This is a genomic window from Actinacidiphila glaucinigra (assembly GCF_035918135.1).
Lineage (GTDB): Bacteria > Actinomycetota > Actinomycetes > Streptomycetales > Streptomycetaceae > Actinacidiphila > Actinacidiphila glaucinigra.
On the sequence record NZ_CP109144.1, the window covers coordinates 9,461,955 to 9,480,147 of the forward strand.

The window sequence follows — 18,193 nt, forward strand, 5'->3', positions numbered from 1 at the left end:
GCCCGGCGGCGTCCGGCGCGATCAGCATCGCCGGCGGCCGGTCCTCCCGGTCACGCCGCTTTCGGCCCCTGCCGCCACTCGTCTTCCGGCCGGAGCGGATGCCGTCACCTCGACGGCGGCGCGGCACGCCAGCGTGAGACGTTCGGATTCGTCCTCGGCGTGAGCAAGGGGCCTGGTGGAGTCCAGTGCGATCCGGGCGAGGAGTCGGGTTACGGCTGACCCGCGCCGCCCCATGTAGGGCGTGCTTCGCGCATTCGGGGACAAGTGAAAGATGCGGGCGCCGCTGAAACGGCTGGAGTGGTAATTCAGCGCGCTCAACTTCCTATCGATCTTCGCGCGGCACGGTGACGGCCTGTCGGCCTGGTCGGTGCCACCAAAAAGATTTCTATCTGGCCATACTGCTTCCGCACTGTTGAACGCTATACTGATTGGGAAAGGTTCACATCTATGTGATTGCCGGTGGCATGGAGTGACGATGAGGATCAAGGAGCTTTCGGAACGGGTCGGGGTATCCACCCGCCTTTTGCGCTACTACGAAGAGCAGGGTCTTATCACCCCGCGTCGTGAAGAGAATGGCTATCGATGCTACGACGAGGCGGCTGTGGAGCGGGTTGAGCAGATTCGCGGTCTGCTTGGAGCCGGGTTGACCACGGAGATCATCCGGGAGGTTCTCCCATGCCTGGGTGCCGCAGCGTGCTCCCAGTATGACGACCCTGAGTTCGTTCGCCGGATCGCAGCAGAGCGAGACCGGTTGCGGGAACGCGTAACCATACTGATGCAGCACGTCAATGCTCTAGACGACTATCTGGGCGCTGTGTCTCAGGTTGCGCCATCCGTTGATGCCGCCTGACCGTGTAGGAAGTCCTCGAGTGCGCGATTGAACGTTGCCGGATCCTCCAGGTAGGGAAGATGTCCACTGTCGGGGAAGCGACTGATTGTTGCCTTTCTGGCGAGCGCGGTCAGCTGCTCGGTGGACGACGTGGGGACAAGCTGATCTCGCTCTCCCACGATCAGCTGCACAGGAATGGCCAGTCCGCGGAACTCCTCCGCCTGATCGACCCCGTCAACCTGGTGAAAGACTGCATTCACGTGTGCGGGATCGATGCGATCTGCTGACGCGAGAAATCCTCGCGCTATGCCGGCGTGTCCGGAGACCCCCATGCCTTCGAGCAGCAGCTGGGCCCATTCGCGTGCACCACCCGGGCTCAGGAGCAGATCATAGAGCTCGACGCGTTTTTCGTGCTCGCGCGGCGGAAGCTCCAAGTACCCGTTCACGATCGTCAGACGCCTGACACAGCGTGGCGATCGTGCCGCGAGCGTGATCCCCACTCTGGCACCCATCGCCAGTCCCACGACCGACACTTCGTTCACTCGAAGGTGATCGAGTAGGGCCTGTGCGGCGGCCGCGTACTGCCCGAACGGGACTGACGTTCCGGTGGATCGCCCGTGGCCGGGGAAGTCCAGGGTGATCACGCGGTGATGCTCCGCAAAGGCTCGGCGCTGGTGCAGCCAATTGTTCGCGTTGCCGCCCAGACCGTGGAGGAACAGGATTGCGTCGTCGGTGGCCCCTTCGTCGGTGTAGTGCAGGGTCTCCCCGAGCCAGCTCAGTTCCATCGCCGCGCTCCCTTCCCGCCGCGTACGGTCAGTCCGCTGCTCAGCGGCTGCCGGGTCGGACGAAGTCGCCCCAGCCGCGCAGATGGCTGATGAAACGCTCGCTCAGTCCACCTCTCCGCAGGAAGTCCGCGGGGACGGGGAGGACCGGGCTTTCGTGCTCGAAGTCCGACTCCACCAGAACGGGGCAGTTCCGCTCCAGGATGCCGGCCCGTCCGATCAGCACGAAGTCGCACCCTTCGTCCAGCAGCCGACCGGCGCGCTCCGCACTCCTGATGCGGCCTGCTGCGCCCAGGCGCACGCCCTTCCGTGGCAGATCGGCGAAGACGCTCAGCATCGTCCGGCCTCGGAACGCACCCTCCTGGACGATCTGGTTGTAGTCCCACAGGGCGAGATCCAGATAGTCGATCAACTCTCGATCGAGGATCTCCGCGGTCATCTCCCGAAGCTCCTCGATGCGCAGGCCGTACCGCTCGATCGACAGGCGCCATCCGATCTGGAAATCAGGTCCGCACTCCCGACGGATGCCCTCGATCACCTCGATGGTGAAACGTGCGCGATTCTCCAGGCTGCCGCCGTACTTGTCCGTCCGGTCGTTCAGTATCGGAGACATGAACTCCGACAGGATCCACCCGAAGGCGCCGTGGACCGCGACGCCGTCGAAACCGGCCTTCTCGGCCCTCTTCGCGCCTGCGATGAAGCTGTCACGGATGCGCTCCACTTCTGCGGTCGACAATGCGGAGATTCCGGGCAGCGTGTGACTGGAGGCGGGCGAGGGCACACCTCCGAAGTGCGGATTCGCGCGATGCCCCGCGTGGTGGAGCTGGACCGCCGACAAGCCGCCGCCCTCGCGGATGGAAGCAGCAACCTCCGCCAGCCCGGGCAGGTGCTTGTCGCTGAAGATGCCCGGCTGCCGAGCGCACGCAATTCCACTGGCCTCGACGATCGTCGCGCCCGTCTGGACCAGCCCGTATCCACCCTGGGCCAGCTGTCGCATCCACTCCTTGTCGAAATCGGAGAGGAAGCCTTCCGGCTCGCTCTGCTGACTCGTGAGCGGCGCCATCATGAACCGGTTTCGCATCGCAGGGCCATGCAGAAGCGCGAGCGGCTCGAAGAGGTCTGCAACGGTCACGGAAGATCTCCAGTTCAGTAGTGGTCGACCGGCGGATGGGTGCCGCCGGCTCGTCAGGAGGCGGGGCAGTGACGCGCGGCCCACCCTTACACCTTCACATCAATGTGAAGGCAAGTCGGTAAGCATGTGCTTTAAATTTCAAGCGTGTGACGTGCGTGGCGCCTTCTCGTGGCGGACCGCTCTGCCCACGTCGTAGGGCGGCGCCGGTGCAGTTCTGGGGTCGGGTGGTGTTCCGGCGTGGGGCCGGCGGGAGGACCGCAACCGCGCCGCCGGGGCCGCTCAGCTCTGGGGCAGGTGCGCGACGCCGGCCCGATCCGCATGCCCGCGGTCTAGGGATCGGCGGGAGAAGGCAGCCTCAGAGACCCCTGGCGGGCGCCTCCTGGGAGAGCCGCTCGCGGACAGATTTGCCTTCACATCACTGTCAAGGTTGCAGTATCGCCTTCGACGCCGCGATCGCGGTGCATCGAGACGTGGCAGATCGTCGATCTTCGGTTTCGACGTGCCAGAGAAAGAAGAAGAAGAAGTGACCAAGGTTCAGGACGCGATCTTGCAGGCACCGGAACGAGAACGCCTCCCCATCGGAGCTCTCATCGCGCTCTTCACGGCAGGCTTCATCACCACGCTCACCGAGGCCCTGCCGGCGGGGGTGCTCCCGCAGATGAGCCGTGCGCTCGGCGTTTCCGAGTCGGTAGCGGGACAGACGGTGACAATTTATGCCGTCGCTACGATGCTCACGGCGATCCCGGTGGCGGTCGCCACGACGAACTGGCCCAGACGGCATCTTCTCGTCGTCGCGCTCGTCGGGTTTCTCGTGGCCAACCTCGTCACAGCGCTCTCCGTCGACTACACGATCACGATGGTGGCGAGGTTCGTTGCCGGCGCAGCGTCCGGCGTGACATGGAGCATCCTCGGCGGCTATGCGCAGCGCATCACCCCGGACGCCCTGAAGGGCAGGGCCATGGCCTTCGCTTTCGCCGGCACGCCCGTCGCGCTCGCCCTGGGTGTTCCCGTCGGAGCGTTCCTCGGTCAGATCGTGGGCTGGCAGGTGACCTTCGGCCTCATGTCGGTGCTGACGGCGCTCCTCATAGCCTGGACGATGTGGAAGCTGCCGAACGTCCCCGGCCAGAAGGCCGCTGAGCGATTGCCTCTTGGTCACCTCCTCCGTATCCGAGGTCTTCGCACCATCCTGGTCGTCACGGGTGTGTACGTGCTCGCTCACACCATCCTCTACACGTACATCGCGCCCGTGCTGGCAGGAGTCGGGCTCGCGGACCAGGTGCAGTGGATTCTGCTCGCATTCGGCATCGCCTCGATCTTGAGTATCTGGCTCACCGGTGTGTTCGTCGACCGGCACCACCGGCGCCTCACCATCCTGAGCACTGTGTTCTTCGCCGTGGCCGCGGTCGCGCTGACTCTCTGGTCGGGGAACGTGGTCGTGGACTACGTCGCGGTGACGGCGTGGGGACTGGCGTTCGGCGGGGCCGCGACCCTGTTCCAGGGCGCACTGATGGCAGCGTCGCGCGAACACGCAGACGCCGCGCAGCCGCTGATGGTCACGATGTGGAACGGTGGAATCGGCCTCGGCGGCCTGATCGGCGGCATCCTCCTCGCCGGCTTCGGATCGGCGTCGCTCATGATCGCCGTCGCGGTCCTCGTCATCTTCACGGTCGTCGTCGTGATCCTCGCACGAACTCACGCCTTCCCCGGACCCAGCACAAAGCCTTGAGGGCATCGACGTATCGAGCTGAACGTTAGATAGAGCGGGACATGACAGCGCTTCTTCATGCACTTCACCGATGCTCGAGCTGATGACTCCCGACGTGTGCAATCGGTGCGGACCGCACTGCGAAAATAAGGAAGAAAGTTATGGCAGGAAATGAGGACGTTGACTCCATGTCAGCACCTGCGGCGGCAGCAGGGATCGATCCGATCCGAGTCGACGTATGGTCGGACATCGCTTGCCCCTGGTGCTACATCGGTAAGCGAAAGTTTGAAAAAGCTATGACCGTAACCGGAATCCCGGTGGAGATCGAGTACCACGCGTATGAACTCGCGCCGGATCTCCCGGAGGAGTTCGAGGGAAGCGAACAGGACTACCTCGAGATCCGCGGATTCACGGCCGATCAGGTTCAGCCGCTGCTGGCCAGGATCGTTGCCGCGGCAAAGGCTGTCGGACTGGACTTCGATTACGACATCCTCCGGCACACGAACATGCTGAAGGGACATCAGCTGATCCGGTGGGCCAAAGCGGAGGGGCGCCAGCTCGACATGGTCGAGCGGATTCTCGCGGCTCACTTCGAGGAGGGGCGGCACGTCGGCCGGGACAAGGATCTGGCCGAGCTCGCCGCCGAGATAGGACTCGACCGCGAGAAGGCGCTCAGCGCACTCGAGGAGGGCCGGTATGCCGACGATGTGCGGGCGGACGAAGCCCGCGCGCGACAACTCGGGATCCAGAGTGTTCCGTTCTACGTGTTCGAGAACGCCTACGGAGTCGCGGGAGCACAGGATCCGGCGACGTTCGCCGACATTCTGCGCCAGCTCGCCGAGAAGAAGCGGGAGGCCGCTTGATGACCGAGGAAGAGCCGAGCCCGATCGCCCAGCGGACGGTACCGGTGGCCACTACGGGCATCGACGGCACGTGCACGACGCCAGAGGAAGACTCGAGCCCGCTCGTCAGGCTGACGGTGCCGGCGGCCGCTACTTGCATCGACGGTGTGTGCACGATCCCCGACGTCACTGATCACTCGGAGGATCAGCCAGCCTGAACCTGCCAAAAGGATCAAGGCAGGTAGGTCGTTCTAACGTTGTGCCGGGATCAGTGGGCCGTCTGGTGGCGGCTTGTTGATCCAGGCCGTTGCGGGGAGCTTCGGCGGCTCGGGAGGCTTGCAGATGAAGCGCTCGGGGTGCTTGGCGTAGGCGGCCTGGAGGACGTCGGCACGCATCTCGCGGAGCTGTTCGGCGAGGCCGAAGTGCACGTCATAGGGGGTGGGGAGGCAACTTCGGGGCGGCGACGTCCTCCTCGATGACGGCGTGGTCGGGCAGGAGGCCGGCGACAGCCTGTGCGGATCGCGCCCGCGGCTGACGCCGTGGGCGCGGGCGAGGGCCGCGATGGAGCGGCCTTCCAGGTACGCGGTGCGGACGGTGTCGGTCTTCGCGGCCGTCATGGTGGGGCGGCGTCCGTCCTTGCTTCCCTTGGCCTCGGCGGCGCGCAGCCGCTGCGGTGGCGTCCCCCCTCGCGGTCCCCCGCCACGAGGGGGGACGCACCTACGCGCCGCCTGATCCGCACCGGCAGCTGCGACCAGCCCCCACCGGGAGCGCCAGTCCGAGAAACATCGTCGGCCGGTCGGACTTTCCCGCCAGCCACCGCATCGTGCAGGTATGACCGGCACCACCATTGAGGAACGACACATGAATCCGCTGTCCCCAGGCCACCACGTCATCGAGGTCGACGGGATCCCCCAGGAGTACGAGGTCCGCGGGCAGGGGCCCGCGGTATGCCTAGCGCTGAGCGGGGGTCCCGGGTCGACGACGGCTACCTGCGGTTCCCGCTGCTGGAGGAGGATGTCACGATGGTCTACCCGACGCAGGTCGGGACGACCGCCGAGAGCAGGCTTCCGAGCCACCCCGACGGGTACACCTTGGACGTCTACGCCCGCTTCATCCACGCCGTCGTGGAGCACCTCGGCCTCCCCCGGGTACATCTGCTCGGCCACTCCGCGGGCGGTTTCGCCCAGCGGTACGCCCTGACGTACCCCGAGCGGCTGGCTGGGCTGGTCCTCTACGACTCCCTGGCGCACAACACGGAGGAGCTGGCCAAGGAGGCCACCGCCCGACTGGCGGAGTTCGCGGACCGCTTCGCGGGCGACCCGCGGGTGGCGCCCGTCCTCGCGGCCTGGGCGGACGACACCGTCGCGGACACCGACGAAGCCCGGACCGAGCACCTGCGTGCCCTGCTCCCTGCCTACTTCGCGGACTACTGGGGCCGCGAGGACGAGTTCGCGCGGCTGCCCGGGCTGAGGGTCACCCACGTGACCGGCGGCGCCTTCGACCACCGCGGACGCCTGGGCGCCGTCATGACGCCCACGCTGGTGGTGGTCGGAGCGTACGACTTCATCTGTGGCCCCCGGTGGGCGCGGGCGATGGACGACGAGCTCCCGCACTCCACCGTGGTAACCCTGGAAAACAGCGGTCATTTCGGGCACATCGAGCAGCCGGAGGATTTCGCCGCCGCTGTACTCGGCTTCGTGCGGAGCGTGAAGAGCGGAGGACGACGATGACGACTGTGCCGTTCGGGCTGGCAGAGCGCACGGAGATCGAGGCGTACGGGGACTTCGCGGCGGGCGCGCCGGGCTCCGCGGCGGAACGGCTGGGGGCCGCCGCCCTGCGGATCGGGCCCGCGCTGGCCCTCTGCGTCCGGGAGGACCCCAGCGGCTTCTTCAACCGGGCCGGAGGATTCGCAGACGACGTGCCCGTCGGCGCCGACGTGCTCACCCGCGTCCGGGACTTCTACCGCGAGCAGGGCCTGCGGCAGGGCTCGATGATGATCGCGCCCGCGCTCCTGCCGGAGGACTGGCCCGCCGTCGCCGAGAGGCTGGCGCTCACGGCGGGGAGCTCGTTCGTCAAGCTCGGGTGGGACCTCGCCGCCGGGACGCCAGCGCCCGACGGGCTCCCGCCCCTGGACGCGGGGCTGCGTGTCGGCCTGGTCGAGCCGCGCCAGGCGAAGGAGTGGGCCACCGTCATGATGACCACCTTCGGCTTCGGCGCACCGGACATGATCGAGCTGGCCGCGTCCTGCGTTGGCCGACCGCACTGGCGGCAGTACGCGGTCCGCGACGGCGAGCAGATCGTCGCGGTCGGAAGCGTCTACCTGAACGGAGACTGCGCCGACATGTTCGGCGGCGCCACGCTGCCCGAGGCCCGGGGCCGGGGTGCCCAGTCCGCGCTGCTCCTCGCCCGGGCGGCCGCGGCCCGCGAGGCCGGCTGCCGGTGGCTGGTCGCCGAGACGGGCGCGGAGCGGGGAGGCGAACGAAACACCTCGCTGCGCAACATGCTGCGAACCGGTTTCGAGCCCCTCTACGAACGGGTCACCTGGGTCTGGCGCGAAGAGGCTTGAGCGCGGGCCGGTGGCGGTCTGTGCGGGTGGCGCCCGCAAGCGCCCGCACAGACCCGGGCGCCCCCAGCCCCCCGTCCCGCCGCCCCCCTCCGCACGCTTCAGCGAACGGGTCGGCGGGGGTGCAGCCGCCTGGCCGCCGTCCAGGAAGTACGCCCATGTCACGCCGGGCGGGCAGTGGTACGGGTCCTCCGGCGGGTTGAGCATCGCGTCCTCCCAGACGACCACGTCACCGCCGGGGCGCGGGCAAGACGAGGCTCCTCAACCATTTCCTGGGGGGAGCGCAGGGGCACCAGGATCGGCGTGGCCGTCAGGGACTTCGGGGCCGTGGAGATCGACGCCATGACGGTCGCCGACAGGTCGGCTCGCCGATGGTGCCGGTCGGCAACGGCAGCGTGTGCTGCGCGGTCGACGCGAGCGACCCCGACGTCGTAGTCGCGACCCCGCTCCCTCCTCACACCGCCGGTAGGGGCTGCGGCGGCGTCTCGCCCACGTACCGCGCGCCCGGACGGATGATCTTCGGATCGGCGGCCTGTTCCAGGATATTGGCGCTCCAGCCGACGACCCTGGCGACCGCGAACGTCGGCGTGAACATGGCCCGCGGCAGGCCGCACTGCTCCATGACGACGCCGGCGTAGAATTCGACGTTGGAGTGCAACTCGCGGCCCGGCTTGAGTTCGGCGAGGATCGCCTCCACGCGTTCCTCGACCCGCACGGCGAAGTCGATGAGCGGTCCGCCGAACGCCAGACCTGTGCTGCGCAGCATCCGGGAGCGCGGGTCCTCGGTGCGGTAGACCGCGTGTCCGAAGCCCATGATTCGCTCGCCCGCGAGGACCCGCTCCCTGATCCACGGGTCGATCCGGTCGACGGTGCCGATCGCGTCGAGGGTGTCGAGCGCGCGGGCCGGCGCGCCGCCGTGGAGCGGGCCCGAGAACGCGCCGACCGCGCCGACGAGGCAGGCCACCAGATCGGCGCCGGTGGACGCGATCACCCGCGCGGTGAACGTCGACGGGTTGAAGCCGTGGTCCACCGTCGCCACCAGGTACTGCTCGATCGCTCGCGCATGCACTGGGTCCGGCTCCGAACCGGTCATCATGTACAGGTAGTTGGCGGCGTGTCCGAGGTCGTCGCGCGGCGCGAGCGGCTCCTGGCCACGGCCGATCCGGTGCAGCGCCGTCAGGATGGTCGGCACGACGGCAGAGGCGGCGAGCGCGTCCTCGGCGCGGCGTGCCGGATCAGTGTCGTACAGCGGGCCCAGGCCCGTGGCGGAGCCGTACAGCGACAGCGCGGTGCGCAGTCCGGCGAGCGGGCCGGCCGCGGCGGTCGCCCGGGCGATCGCCGGCAGCGCCTCAGCGACCTCGTCCGGCAGGTGGCGCAGTGCGGCGACGCGGGCGGCGAAGGCGGCCGAGCGCTCCGCGTCGGGCAGCGTCCCGTGGAACATCAGGTGCCAGACGTCCTCGAAGCTCCGGCTCGCCGCCAGTTCGATCGCGGAGTACTGGCGGTAGTGGTAGAAGCCCTCGGTTCCCCGCACGTCCCCGAGTGCGGTATCGGTGACGACGACGCCCGCCAGTCCTCGCGGTACCTCGACGGCCGCCTGCCGCGGCCTGGTGTCGGACATGATCTCTCCTTCTCGATGTGACTATGGCTGCCCATGGTTGAGGGTGCCGGGCAGCCCGGCCGAGGGGCACGGCTGACCGTGTGCGAGGCCGCGCGAAGGCTCGGAGCGAAGCCGAAGCCCCGCCTAACTGGTGGCTTGACTCCCGGTAGCCCGCTGGTCGTGGTTGCCGTGCTCGCCGACCTAGTCGCATGGCCGGACAACACGTTGACCGTTTTGTCTCCGGCCACGCGATGGGTTGCTCCGACCACATCGCGCGACCGCGACACGTAGTGGATCGTTTTCCAACCTGCGACGGGAGCCGCCGGCTGCCGGGGGAGCGCCCTGGCAGAGCTACTTCTTGAGTCTGCGGCTTCCGGCGTGCCAGTCCTCGGTCTTGCCCGTCTCCTGCGCTGTTACGCCGAACGACGGTAGCTGCGGACGCTCGCGCAGGCTGCGCTTGAGTTCGGCGAAGCCGGGGAACCGGGCGAGGCCGATGACGTGATCCCACAGCACCCCTGCCTGTTCCTCGTCAGGCAGTCGGCTGATCACCGGTCCGAAGAAGGCGATGCCCTCCGGCGGCTCGAAGTGCACAATCGGCGTGCCGACATCCTTGCCCGTCAGCGACAGCGCCTCGTCGGACTCGGCCTGGATCTCGGCATCTCGGGTCGTGTCGTCGAGTGCGTCGACGAGCGAGGTCGGCAGGTTGGCTTCGGCGAGGGCGTCGGCGGCGAGGTCGGGGGTGCCTTGCCAGCCGGGGGCCCGGCCCTCGTCGGGTCCGGCCTCCATGATGCGCGCGCCGTAGGCCGCGTAGAGCGGGCCGATCGCCTCGCGTCCGTGCTTCTCTCGGGCCGCAGAGGCCACTCGCAGGAGCCGCAGGCCCGCGGTGTGCTGGGCGTGGTACTCCTCAGGGAAGTGGGTGTCGTAGTCGATGTGCGAGTTGATCAGACGCAGTGAGATGAACCGCCAGTCGACGGTGTAGTGGCGCTGTGCCTGGACGATCCGGATCCACTTGCTCGTCATCCACGCGAACGGACAGATGGGGTCGAAATAGAAGTTGATGTCGGCGTTCTTTGTCGAAGTCATGTTCATGTCACAATCCTGGGTCGACTGGCTTCGCGATCAGGGGCAGGAGTGGCAAACGCTCCACGGACGAGGTCCTTGGAACGTCCATCTGGGTAGTGGTCACGACGGCTGTCCTTCGTGATCAGAGCCTCGGAGAGGTGGCCTCGGGCTCACATCGAGCCTCCGCAAGCGCGGCGACTCGACTAGGCTCCAACCTTGACATCAGTGTGAAAGCAAGTCGCTTAGCGCAGAGCTTCGCCTCAGCTCATGCAGGCGGCTGATGAACGAGCAAGCGAGCGGTTCGGTTCGAGCTGGGGAAAGCGGCGAGGGCTGGGACTCCGCACCCAGCCGCGCCCAGGGCGTCCTCGCGCGCGGTGTGGGCAGTTGCCAGTCGAGAGGCGCAGCCCACAGCGCAATCCGAACCCTCGGTAAAGGGCGATGGCGGCGGTCTGTCTGAACCGCGCGGCTGGCTGCTCGGGGGCAAGGGTGGTTTCGCGGTGACCGTCGCCGACACGAGTGTCAGGCATCCCACCGCCACCGCGAAGCGCTTCTGTCCCCAGGGAACAGCAGTACGTGAGACGCCTCGGCGGTCGGGCGAAACGAGCGACCGGCCGTACGCAGGACCTGGTGACAGAAGAACACACCGCTGCGGCACATTGGGGTACCGGCAAGAGCCGAGCCGCAGACGGCAGTGATCAGTCTTCGGACCTGGAGTGTCGGGGCAGTTCCAGCGCACTCGCCGTTCAGCGAGTGCGAGGCGACCGCCCTTCAGATCAGGCACGCAGTTGTGGATCGTTCCTGGAGACGCCGAGGAGCTTCGCGATCGAGGTGACGGTGTTCTCCGGTCCGGTCGGACAAGCAGGTCGCGAGCGTGGCACTACCGCTTCTCCGTCCTCGCAGGCCGGCCCGCGGCGGATGCCGCGGGCCCGGGCGGTATCCAGGCCCTCGTTTGGTGCCTGAACGATGAGTTCACGCGATCCGGCCGCGCGCCGCCGCTTATCGATCTTGCTCATCAAGCGGTCGATAGACGAACGTTGCCCAGCGGTGAGCAAGACTGAACATGTTGTATGGTCATTGCGTATGGGGTCTGTTGACCGATTCTGCGCCGTGGGGCGTGCGCGGCAAGGCCTGCTTGAGGAGATGTGCTGTGAATGCGAGTGCGAGTCGCCCGACGTTCCTGTTGGTGCCGGGGGGCCACCACGGGCCGTGGGTATGGGAGCGGCTGCAGCAAGTTCTTGAGAGCGATGGCTGGTCCACGCGAGCGGTGAGCCTCGTGAGTGCGGTGGAGGACCCGTCGGCAGTCGAGCCGCTGCCGGGCATGCATGACGACGCCAAAGTGATCAAGCGGGCCCTGGAGGCGATAGCCGGCCCGGTGATCGTTGTGGCGCACTCCTATGGCGGGGTACCGGTCACTGAGGCGATCGCCGGGGCTTCCAATGTCGTGCACGCCGTGTACGTGGCGGCCTACATGCTTGACGTCGGCGAGGGCATGTTCCAGATGCACGGCGTGCCGGCCCCCGACTCGCTGATCGGCCTGCGTCCGCCGGAGAACCCCGATCTGAATCTTCCCGCAGGCTTCTATGACGGTGACGCCTCGAATCCGGAGACGGTGGAGGCGATGGCGAGACTCGTCCCGCAGACCGTGCGTGCCGACTTCGAGACGGTGACGCAGGCGGGCTGGAAAACCGTGCCCAACAGCTATGTGATCCCGGACTACGACGTGTCCACCGTCGCTGCGGTCGAGGAAGACATGGCGAAACGTGCCGATGCCGTGTACCGCGTCCCTGGTCACCACGCGCCCTTCTACTCCCACCCCCGCGAATTCGCAGACGTTCTGACGAAGATCGCGACGAACACGGCGACCGTCAGGCCGGTGCAGGATGCATGAGAGCCGCGCGGAGCGAGGCCTTCCCTCTCCCTGTACGTAATCCCACACTGACGAACGGAAGGTGCCCGTTGCGATCCGTTACGCGACGCAGGTCCACCCACCATGCGGTGCAAGCAGAGGCGACCGAGGCTCGCCTGCTGTCGGCGGTGACTGAGCTCCTTGATGCAGGCGAGCCCTTCACGGCGATCAGCGTGCAACGCATCATCGACGAGGCTGGCGTCTCACGAGCCACCTTCTATGCACACTTCCGCGGAAAGTCAGACATTCTAGCGCGCCTGTCCGCTCAACTGCGTGAGTCGCTACTGGCGCTGGCCCGCCAGTGGGATCCAGCCGTCGCAGAGGACGGAGCAGACCGGTTTACCCGGTTCTTCGAAGAAGTGATCGTTGTTCACCGTACCCATCGCAGCCTGATCACCGCGATCCGTGAGGTGGCGGCCTACGACCCAGAGGTGAGCGACTTCTACACAGCCGACCTCGAAGGGTTTGACGAGCACGTGCTGGAGACGCTGCTGGCCGAGCAGGATGCAGGATCAACGTCACCCGATCTCGATGCTGTGGCCGCGAGCCGGATCATCGTGTGGGGAGGCGGACAGGCGATCGCCCACCACATCAGCGTCGACGACGGAAGCGGCGACGCCTCATTCGCCCGTGAGCTCGCCAGGATCTGGTGGTACGGCGCCTACCGCCGTCCTGCGGAGTGACGCGTGTCACGAATGCGAGCGCGAAAGAGTACTCCCTCTGAGGCCCTGAATGCCTTATTCGACGTGTAAAAGGACACAACAATGACGAACAACGCACTCGATGGTCTGCCCACTCACCCGCTGGCCGGCAAGACGGCGGTGGTCACCGGCGGTGGGCGGGGAATAGGAGCGAGCACGGCTCTCCTCCTCGCCCGTGCGGGTGCGCGGCTCGCGCTGGTCGGCCGCCGCGAAGAGTCGATGAAGGCGCTAGCGGACAGTTTGCCCGATACCACGGTGGTGATTCCGGCAGACCTGTCCCGGCCTGAGGCTCCCGAGGCAGTCTGGGAGGCTCTTATCGCACAGCTTGGCCAGGTCGACGTACTCGTCAACAACGCCGGTCAGTTGGGCAGCTTGACGCCTGCTCAGGATATGACGGCCGAGGAAGCCGACGCGCTGTGGGCACTCAATACGCGCGCACCTTTGCTGTTGGGCGCGAAAGCTGCCGCGCACATGGCCTCGGTCGGCGGCGGGAGCATCGTCAACGTGACCTCCGCGGTGGGAAGCGACCGGAGCATGGCGAATGTAAGCCTGTACGCCACCACTAAGGGCGCGGTGGACGCCCTCACGCTCGCGCTGGCTGCAGAATGGGGTACCGCGAACGTACGGGTCAACGCGGTCAGGCCTGCCGTAGCCCGTACCGACTTCTCCCGCGCTGTCACGGAGAATCCGGCGCTGGAGGAGATGCTGACGAAGGAATACGTCCTTGGGCGGCTCGGCGAGCCGGAGGACATCGCGCAGGCCATCCTCTTCTTCGCCAGTCCTGCCAGTTCCTACGTGACCGGTCAGCTGCTCAGCGTTGATGGAGGGTGGGGCTCCGTCCACGCACGCGGGTGACGCACGGCCTGCCCGCAAAGGCCGGCACACAGTGCAGCGTCACGTGACGGTGGGCGGCCGTGGCGAGATCATCGGCAGGTGGTCAACTGAGTGCTGTGGCGGTTGCGTACGAGTGCTCCGTGGCGGGATTTGCCGGAGCGCTACGGGCCCTGGCAGACCGTCGAGCGGTTTGTGCGCTCGGAGACGGACGGGACCTGGGCCCGGCTGCTGGAGCACGTCCACATTCGCGACGACGCGGTGGGCACGGTGCAGTGGACCGTGTCCGTCGACTCCACGATCAACCGTGCGCACCAGCCCGCCGCCGGCGCCCGCAGAAGGGGACGAACTGGCGGATCCGCAACGGCGCGGCAGGTACTCGGCCGGTCCGGAGGCGGACTGACCACCAAGGTCCACCTCGCGGTCGACGGACGCGGCCTGCCCCTGTCGAGATCGTGCTCACCGCAGGCAACGCCCACGGGGGTCGGCCGCGCACCCGCCCGCCCCGCGTGGTGGCAGACAAGGCTTATTCGTCAAGGGCGATCCGTGCCTGGTGCCGACGGCACCACATAGGCATTCGCATACTGGTATCTCAAGGTATACGGGCACGAGGACATACGACTGCTCGATGGCGGCCGCAAGAAACGGGAACTCGACAACCGAGAACCGGTGCAGGAAGGGGCTACCCGCCAGCCCACCGCGTACAAGGCATCAGCTCCGAAACCATCTATGCGTGCCCTGCGAGATGACGTCCTAGCGGCCATCGGTTCACTCAATCTTGTGGACGTGGGTTCGCCCGAGGAGCTCTCGGGCAAAATCAGTGCCCCCGCCCACCAGGAGGCAGCCCTGCAGCGAGAACACATCCCCACCACAGTGAATGTGCCATGGTCCAAGGCCGCCAACGACGACGGCACCTTCCGCTCCGATGACGAGTTCGTCGGACTGTACGGAATTCTCGAACTTTGATCCAAGAACCTGCGCAACTACGACGGATCGTGGGCCGAACACGGCTCCTCGTGGGTATTCCCATCACACTGCCGACCGCAGACGAAACCTGATCCGCTCCGTCTTGGCCTCATCCGGCTCGGCGAACGTCAGCCGAATGGGGAACAGGGACTGCCCGCCACCGCACGCCGCGTGGTGAGCCCCTGATGCACACCGACACAGTCACCAAGGATGGTCCACAGCATGACCACGTTCCCCGATCCCGCAAACGCCCGCATCCCTGGCATGATAAAGAGCGAGCGGCGCCCCGGATTGGTCGAAGCAGCCGAAGACGTCACTGTCTTCCTCAAGCCGCTCATCAAGTCGCCCAGGATCGAGGTCGGTGAATTCACCTACTACAACGACACCGAAAACGCCGCCGGCTTCGAGGACAACAACGTTCTCTATGCGTATGGACCGGAAAGACTGGTCATCGGCAAATTCTGCTGCCTGGCCATGGGGACGAAGTTCATCATGTCGCCGGGAACGGACTACCACATGCCCGGTGGCACCACCTCATACCCCTTCTTCATCTTCGGCGGATCGTGGCTCGAGAAGACGGCCGACTTGCTGCCCAATCTGCCTAGCAAGGGCGACATCGTCGTAGGCAACGATGTGTGGATCGGTCGTGAAGCCGTCATCATGCCCGGCGTCACCATCGGTGATGGTGCAGTCATCGGAGCGCGGTCCCTGGTCACCAGCGATGTCGCACCTTACAGCGTGGTCGGAGGCAACCCCGCGAAAGAGATCAAGAAGCGGCTGCCAGACGAGGACATCGACCGCATGCTGCGCATCGCCTGGTGGAACTGGCCTGCCGAGGACATCACTGAGCACGTTCGCACCATCTGGTCTGCAACCCCGTCGGATCTGGAGGAGCTGGCCAAGAAGATCGGCCATCTGGGCGGCTGACCAAATGGCCGTCTCGCAGAGAGACGGGAATCCTCAGCGGAGCTGCCTGAAGCACGAGTTGCGTTTTGCGGACCTCAATGTGGTGACGCCTCCGTAGCGGCCGATTCCTGGATCTTTGGACCGGGCACTGCAAAACCCTTTACCGAACTCAGAGGCAACTGTGCGAGCCGTCCCTACTGCTTCGAAAAGCGCGAATGGTTGATCCGATGGACTCAAGTACGACTTACATGATTTCCGAGATGGAAGGGTGGAGCGAAGGCGCGGAGGCGGTCTACGCAATATTGCGCCGCCGACGACACGCATTTCTTGAGCTCTTGAACAACATCGAAGAATCTCAATTCAACGCACAGTCTCGCTGCACGGACTGGTCGGTGCATGAAGTGGTACGCCACGTTCGTGATGTAACCAAGGTGCATATATCTATGCTAGATGAGACTGAATACCCTTTCGGAAACCCCAGGAACTTCAGTCCGAAAACCTCACCTGCCGCTTGGATGAGGCATTCGGAGGGCGAATCCGTAAGGGAGACGGTGGATGAGCTATCGCAATTGATCCAACGGGAAGGGGAGTTGTTCCTCCGGCGCGTGATGGAAGGGTCCCCCCAAGTGAAGCAGGGTCCACTTCGGAGAAAATTGCACTGGTCCGTGTTCGGCACCCATACGATCTGGGATGCGTGGATGCATGAGCGAGATATATGTATTCCCCTAGGACTTGACGTTCCACTTGATGGCGAGGAAGGTCGCCTCATGGTGATGTACACCCTGCTTGCCGCCTCGGCACCTGCCGCTTGGTCTGGCGACTACGTGGAGACAGCGATCAAGCTGTACGGATCACCCGACTGCACGTATCGCATAGGCCACAGCAACTCCCACGTCTACGTCCAGACGGGTGGCCGAGCAGACGTCGGTGGCGATATGGCAGTGCTCCTGGACAGCCTCGCAGGACGTGGGCCTGAACTGTCGGAGATACTCGGGACATCAAGTGAAGCAGTACGGAAACTCTCGCTTCTTAGGGCAGTGGCGACGTGATGGTGCACCGCTGGATAGGGCTTCGTTAACCTCGATCTTTCGTGACGGTTCGTCGGATTCTCTGGCGGGCGGTTTCGGTCGTTCGGGCGGTCACGGGTAGGTCTGTGGCCCGGCTGTAGCGTCGGGTGGGCGCCGGGTTCCACGGTTCCGGGCGGGGTGGTGCTGTTCGTAGGGACGGGACGTTGCTGGTCAGCCGGGGTTCGGCAGGGCTTGGAGCCGTTGCAGGGCTTGGTTGATCAGGTCTGTCCAGGGCCAGTGCGTCGCGAGGCGGAGGATGCGGCGTCGTCCGGTGGTGACGAGCTGGGCGGCGGTGGAGAACAGTCGGAGTCGAAGCCGCCGGGGTTCCCAGCGGCGGACATAGCCGGTCAAGGCGAGCATCGACATCCATGCGAGTAGGTCCAGGGCGATCTGGACGATCTCCAGCCAGATCTGGTTCTGCGCGGTGTGGTGGAGGGGCAGTTACGCAGGCCGGTGGCTCGCGCGGCACGGATGCGGTCCTCGGCTCGCGCACGCTGGCGGTGCCTGAGCTCGAGCGATCGGCACGTTGTGGGTGTTGGTGGCGAACGCGGTGAGCCGCAGGCCGTCGGCGTCAGTGATCCGTAACTGTGCGCCGGGGCGCGGCCGTTCCTTGCGGACGATCAGTCGCATCCCTGTCGGCCATCCCTTGAGGGCGTCACCGGCAAGTTCGGCGACCCAGGCGCCGTCGCGGACCTCGCCACGGGGCTCGACGGCCCGCGTCCTGCGGTGGCGGGAACGTGCAGCACTGCTCGGTGGATGGGATCGGTGATGGTCATACCGACCGAGTACGACAGCCACCTTCCGCACTGGGCCAGCCAGGCCACGAACTCGTGGGTCCCGCCGCCGGAGTCGGTGCGGATGAGGGTGTGGCGTCCGCGCCGGTAGGTCTTCGGGAGCTGGGCCAGGGCGAGCCGGGCGGCTTCGACGTGGTCGGCCGCGGTGTTGGAGCCGGCGTTGCCGGGCCGCAGCAAGCCCGCCACGGGTTCTCCGCTGCCGCCGCTGCCGTGGTCGACGAATCCCATCAGCGGGTGGTGGCCGAAGGACTTCTTCCACGTCGGCTTCGCGTCTTGCTTGTCGGAGTGCGCGATCACCAGCACCCCGTCCAGGTCCACGATGACCTGTCCGCCGCGGTCCGGGGCCGCATCACCGGCCACTTTCCACACACGTTCACGGACCTCGGACCGTGCGGCCCGGATGGCTGTCAGCGCTTTCGGCCCGGCTGCGGCGAGGGTGTCGATCAGCCGCGAGACCGTCGGGTCGGAGGCCACCGACTCGAACACGGCCGGCTCGACCCCGGAACTTGC

17 protein-coding genes and 5 pseudogenes are annotated in these 18,193 nt (G+C 66.4%); 15 read left to right on the plus strand and 7 right to left on the minus strand.

Going from position 1 to position 18,193, the window contains the following annotated elements:
* Positions 1-475 precede the first annotated feature (475 nt).
* A complete protein-coding gene (locus tag OIE69_RS42965; protein ID WP_326569909.1) occupies positions 476-850 on the plus strand; it encodes a MerR family transcriptional regulator in 375 nt (124 codons plus the stop codon).
* Here the strand turns inward: OIE69_RS42965 and OIE69_RS42970 are convergent.
* Together OIE69_RS42970 and OIE69_RS42975 are read right to left on the minus strand one after the other, a co-directional pair.
* Complete coding sequence (locus OIE69_RS42970) at positions 820-1,614, minus strand: alpha/beta fold hydrolase (RefSeq protein WP_326569908.1); 795 nt, start codon at positions 1,612-1,614, stop codon at positions 820-822. The two genes, OIE69_RS42965 and OIE69_RS42970, sit on opposite strands and share 31 nt — an antisense overlap.
* A 40-nt stretch (positions 1,615-1,654) precedes the next feature.
* Positions 1,655-2,743, minus strand: coding sequence for an NADH:flavin oxidoreductase (locus OIE69_RS42975; protein WP_326569907.1), 1,089 nt, complete (start codon positions 2,741-2,743; stop codon positions 1,655-1,657).
* Positions 2,744-3,242: 499 nt separating this feature from the next.
* Here OIE69_RS42975 and OIE69_RS42980 point away from each other — a divergent pair, with 499 nt between their 5' ends.
* The 3 genes from OIE69_RS42980 (at position 3,243) to OIE69_RS42990 (ending at position 5,508) form a co-directional block, all read left to right on the plus strand.
* A complete protein-coding gene (locus OIE69_RS42980) occupies positions 3,243-4,469 on the plus strand; it encodes an MFS transporter (protein WP_326569906.1) in 1,227 nt (408 codons plus the stop codon).
* A gap of 167 nt (positions 4,470-4,636) precedes the next feature.
* Positions 4,637-5,311, plus strand: coding sequence for a DsbA family oxidoreductase (locus OIE69_RS42985; RefSeq protein WP_326581574.1), 675 nt, complete (start codon positions 4,637-4,639; stop codon positions 5,309-5,311).
* Positions 5,311-5,508: a hypothetical protein gene (locus OIE69_RS42990; protein ID WP_326569904.1), complete on the plus strand. Its 198-nt coding sequence runs from the start codon at positions 5,311-5,313 to the stop codon at positions 5,506-5,508. Before OIE69_RS42985 ends, OIE69_RS42990 begins: the two co-directional genes overlap by 1 nt.
* A gap of 33 nt (positions 5,509-5,541) precedes the next feature.
* On the opposite strand, the pseudogene OIE69_RS42995 reads toward OIE69_RS42990, so the two are convergent.
* A pseudogene (locus OIE69_RS42995) lies at positions 5,542-5,736 on the minus strand (IS3 family transposase); the annotation flags it as partial.
* A gap of 501 nt (positions 5,737-6,237) precedes the next feature.
* Between OIE69_RS42995 and OIE69_RS43000 the strand changes: the two are divergent.
* The 3 genes and pseudogenes from OIE69_RS43000 to OIE69_RS43010 form a co-directional block, all read left to right on the plus strand.
* Positions 6,238-7,020, plus strand: a complete 783-nt coding sequence (locus tag OIE69_RS43000; protein WP_326569903.1) for an alpha/beta fold hydrolase — start codon at positions 6,238-6,240, stop codon at positions 7,018-7,020.
* Positions 7,017-7,856 carry a GNAT family N-acetyltransferase gene (locus OIE69_RS43005; RefSeq protein ID WP_326569902.1) on the plus strand — a complete coding sequence of 280 codons (840 nt, stop codon included), beginning with the start codon at positions 7,017-7,019 and terminating at the stop codon, positions 7,854-7,856. Before OIE69_RS43000 ends, OIE69_RS43005 begins: the two co-directional genes overlap by 4 nt.
* Before the next feature lie 236 nt (positions 7,857-8,092).
* Positions 8,093-8,284, plus strand: a pseudogene (locus OIE69_RS43010) (GTP-binding protein); the annotation flags it as partial.
* A gap of 23 nt (positions 8,285-8,307) precedes the next feature.
* Here OIE69_RS43010 and OIE69_RS43015 read toward each other — a convergent pair.
* The 3 genes from OIE69_RS43015 to OIE69_RS43025 form a co-directional block, all read right to left on the minus strand.
* Positions 8,308-9,471 carry a citrate/2-methylcitrate synthase gene (locus OIE69_RS43015; RefSeq protein ID WP_326569901.1) on the minus strand — a complete coding sequence of 388 codons (1,164 nt, stop codon included), beginning with the start codon at positions 9,469-9,471 and terminating at the stop codon, positions 8,308-8,310.
* A 330-nt stretch (positions 9,472-9,801) separates the two neighbouring features.
* Positions 9,802-10,533, minus strand: coding sequence for a mycothiol-dependent nitroreductase Rv2466c family protein (locus tag OIE69_RS43020; RefSeq protein WP_326569900.1), 732 nt, complete (start codon positions 10,531-10,533; stop codon positions 9,802-9,804).
* A gap of 752 nt (positions 10,534-11,285) precedes the next feature.
* Positions 11,286-11,525 (minus strand): hypothetical protein, encoded by a 240-nt coding sequence (locus OIE69_RS43025; protein ID WP_326569899.1) that lies wholly within the window; start codon positions 11,523-11,525, stop codon positions 11,286-11,288.
* A gap of 47 nt (positions 11,526-11,572) precedes the next feature.
* On the opposite strand from OIE69_RS43025, the gene OIE69_RS43030 reads away from it, so the two are divergent.
* From OIE69_RS43030 to OIE69_RS43060, 8 genes and pseudogenes are all read left to right on the plus strand, one after another.
* Positions 11,573-12,400 (plus strand): alpha/beta fold hydrolase, encoded by an 828-nt coding sequence (locus OIE69_RS43030; RefSeq protein WP_326569898.1) that lies wholly within the window; start codon positions 11,573-11,575, stop codon positions 12,398-12,400.
* A 107-nt stretch (positions 12,401-12,507) separates the two neighbouring features.
* Positions 12,508-13,101 carry a TetR/AcrR family transcriptional regulator gene (locus OIE69_RS43035; protein ID WP_326569897.1) on the plus strand — a complete coding sequence of 198 codons (594 nt, stop codon included), beginning with the start codon at positions 12,508-12,510 and terminating at the stop codon, positions 13,099-13,101.
* An 81-nt stretch (positions 13,102-13,182) separates the two neighbouring features.
* Positions 13,183-13,974, plus strand: coding sequence for an SDR family NAD(P)-dependent oxidoreductase (locus OIE69_RS43040; protein ID WP_326569896.1), 792 nt, complete (start codon positions 13,183-13,185; stop codon positions 13,972-13,974).
* A gap of 51 nt (positions 13,975-14,025) precedes the next feature.
* A pseudogene (locus tag OIE69_RS43045) lies at positions 14,026-14,645 on the plus strand (IS5 family transposase); the annotation flags it as partial.
* 91 nt (positions 14,646-14,736) lie between these two features.
* Complete coding sequence (locus OIE69_RS43050; RefSeq protein WP_326569895.1) at positions 14,737-14,916, plus strand: rhodanese-like domain-containing protein; 180 nt, start codon at positions 14,737-14,739, stop codon at positions 14,914-14,916.
* 264 nt (positions 14,917-15,180) lie between these two features.
* Complete coding sequence (locus OIE69_RS43055) at positions 15,181-15,843, plus strand: CatB-related O-acetyltransferase (protein WP_330294185.1); 663 nt, start codon at positions 15,181-15,183, stop codon at positions 15,841-15,843.
* Positions 15,844-16,082: 239 nt separating this feature from the next.
* A pseudogene (locus tag OIE69_RS44900) lies at positions 16,083-16,526 on the plus strand (DinB family protein); the annotation flags it as partial.
* A 63-nt stretch (positions 16,527-16,589) separates the two neighbouring features.
* Positions 16,590-16,871, plus strand: coding sequence for a hypothetical protein (locus tag OIE69_RS43060; protein ID WP_326569893.1), 282 nt, complete (start codon positions 16,590-16,592; stop codon positions 16,869-16,871).
* 189 nt (positions 16,872-17,060) lie between these two features.
* Here the strand turns inward: OIE69_RS43060 and OIE69_RS43065 are convergent.
* A pseudogene (locus OIE69_RS43065) lies at positions 17,061-18,178 on the minus strand (IS1380 family transposase); the annotation flags it as partial.
* Positions 18,179-18,193: the final 15 nt, after the last annotated feature.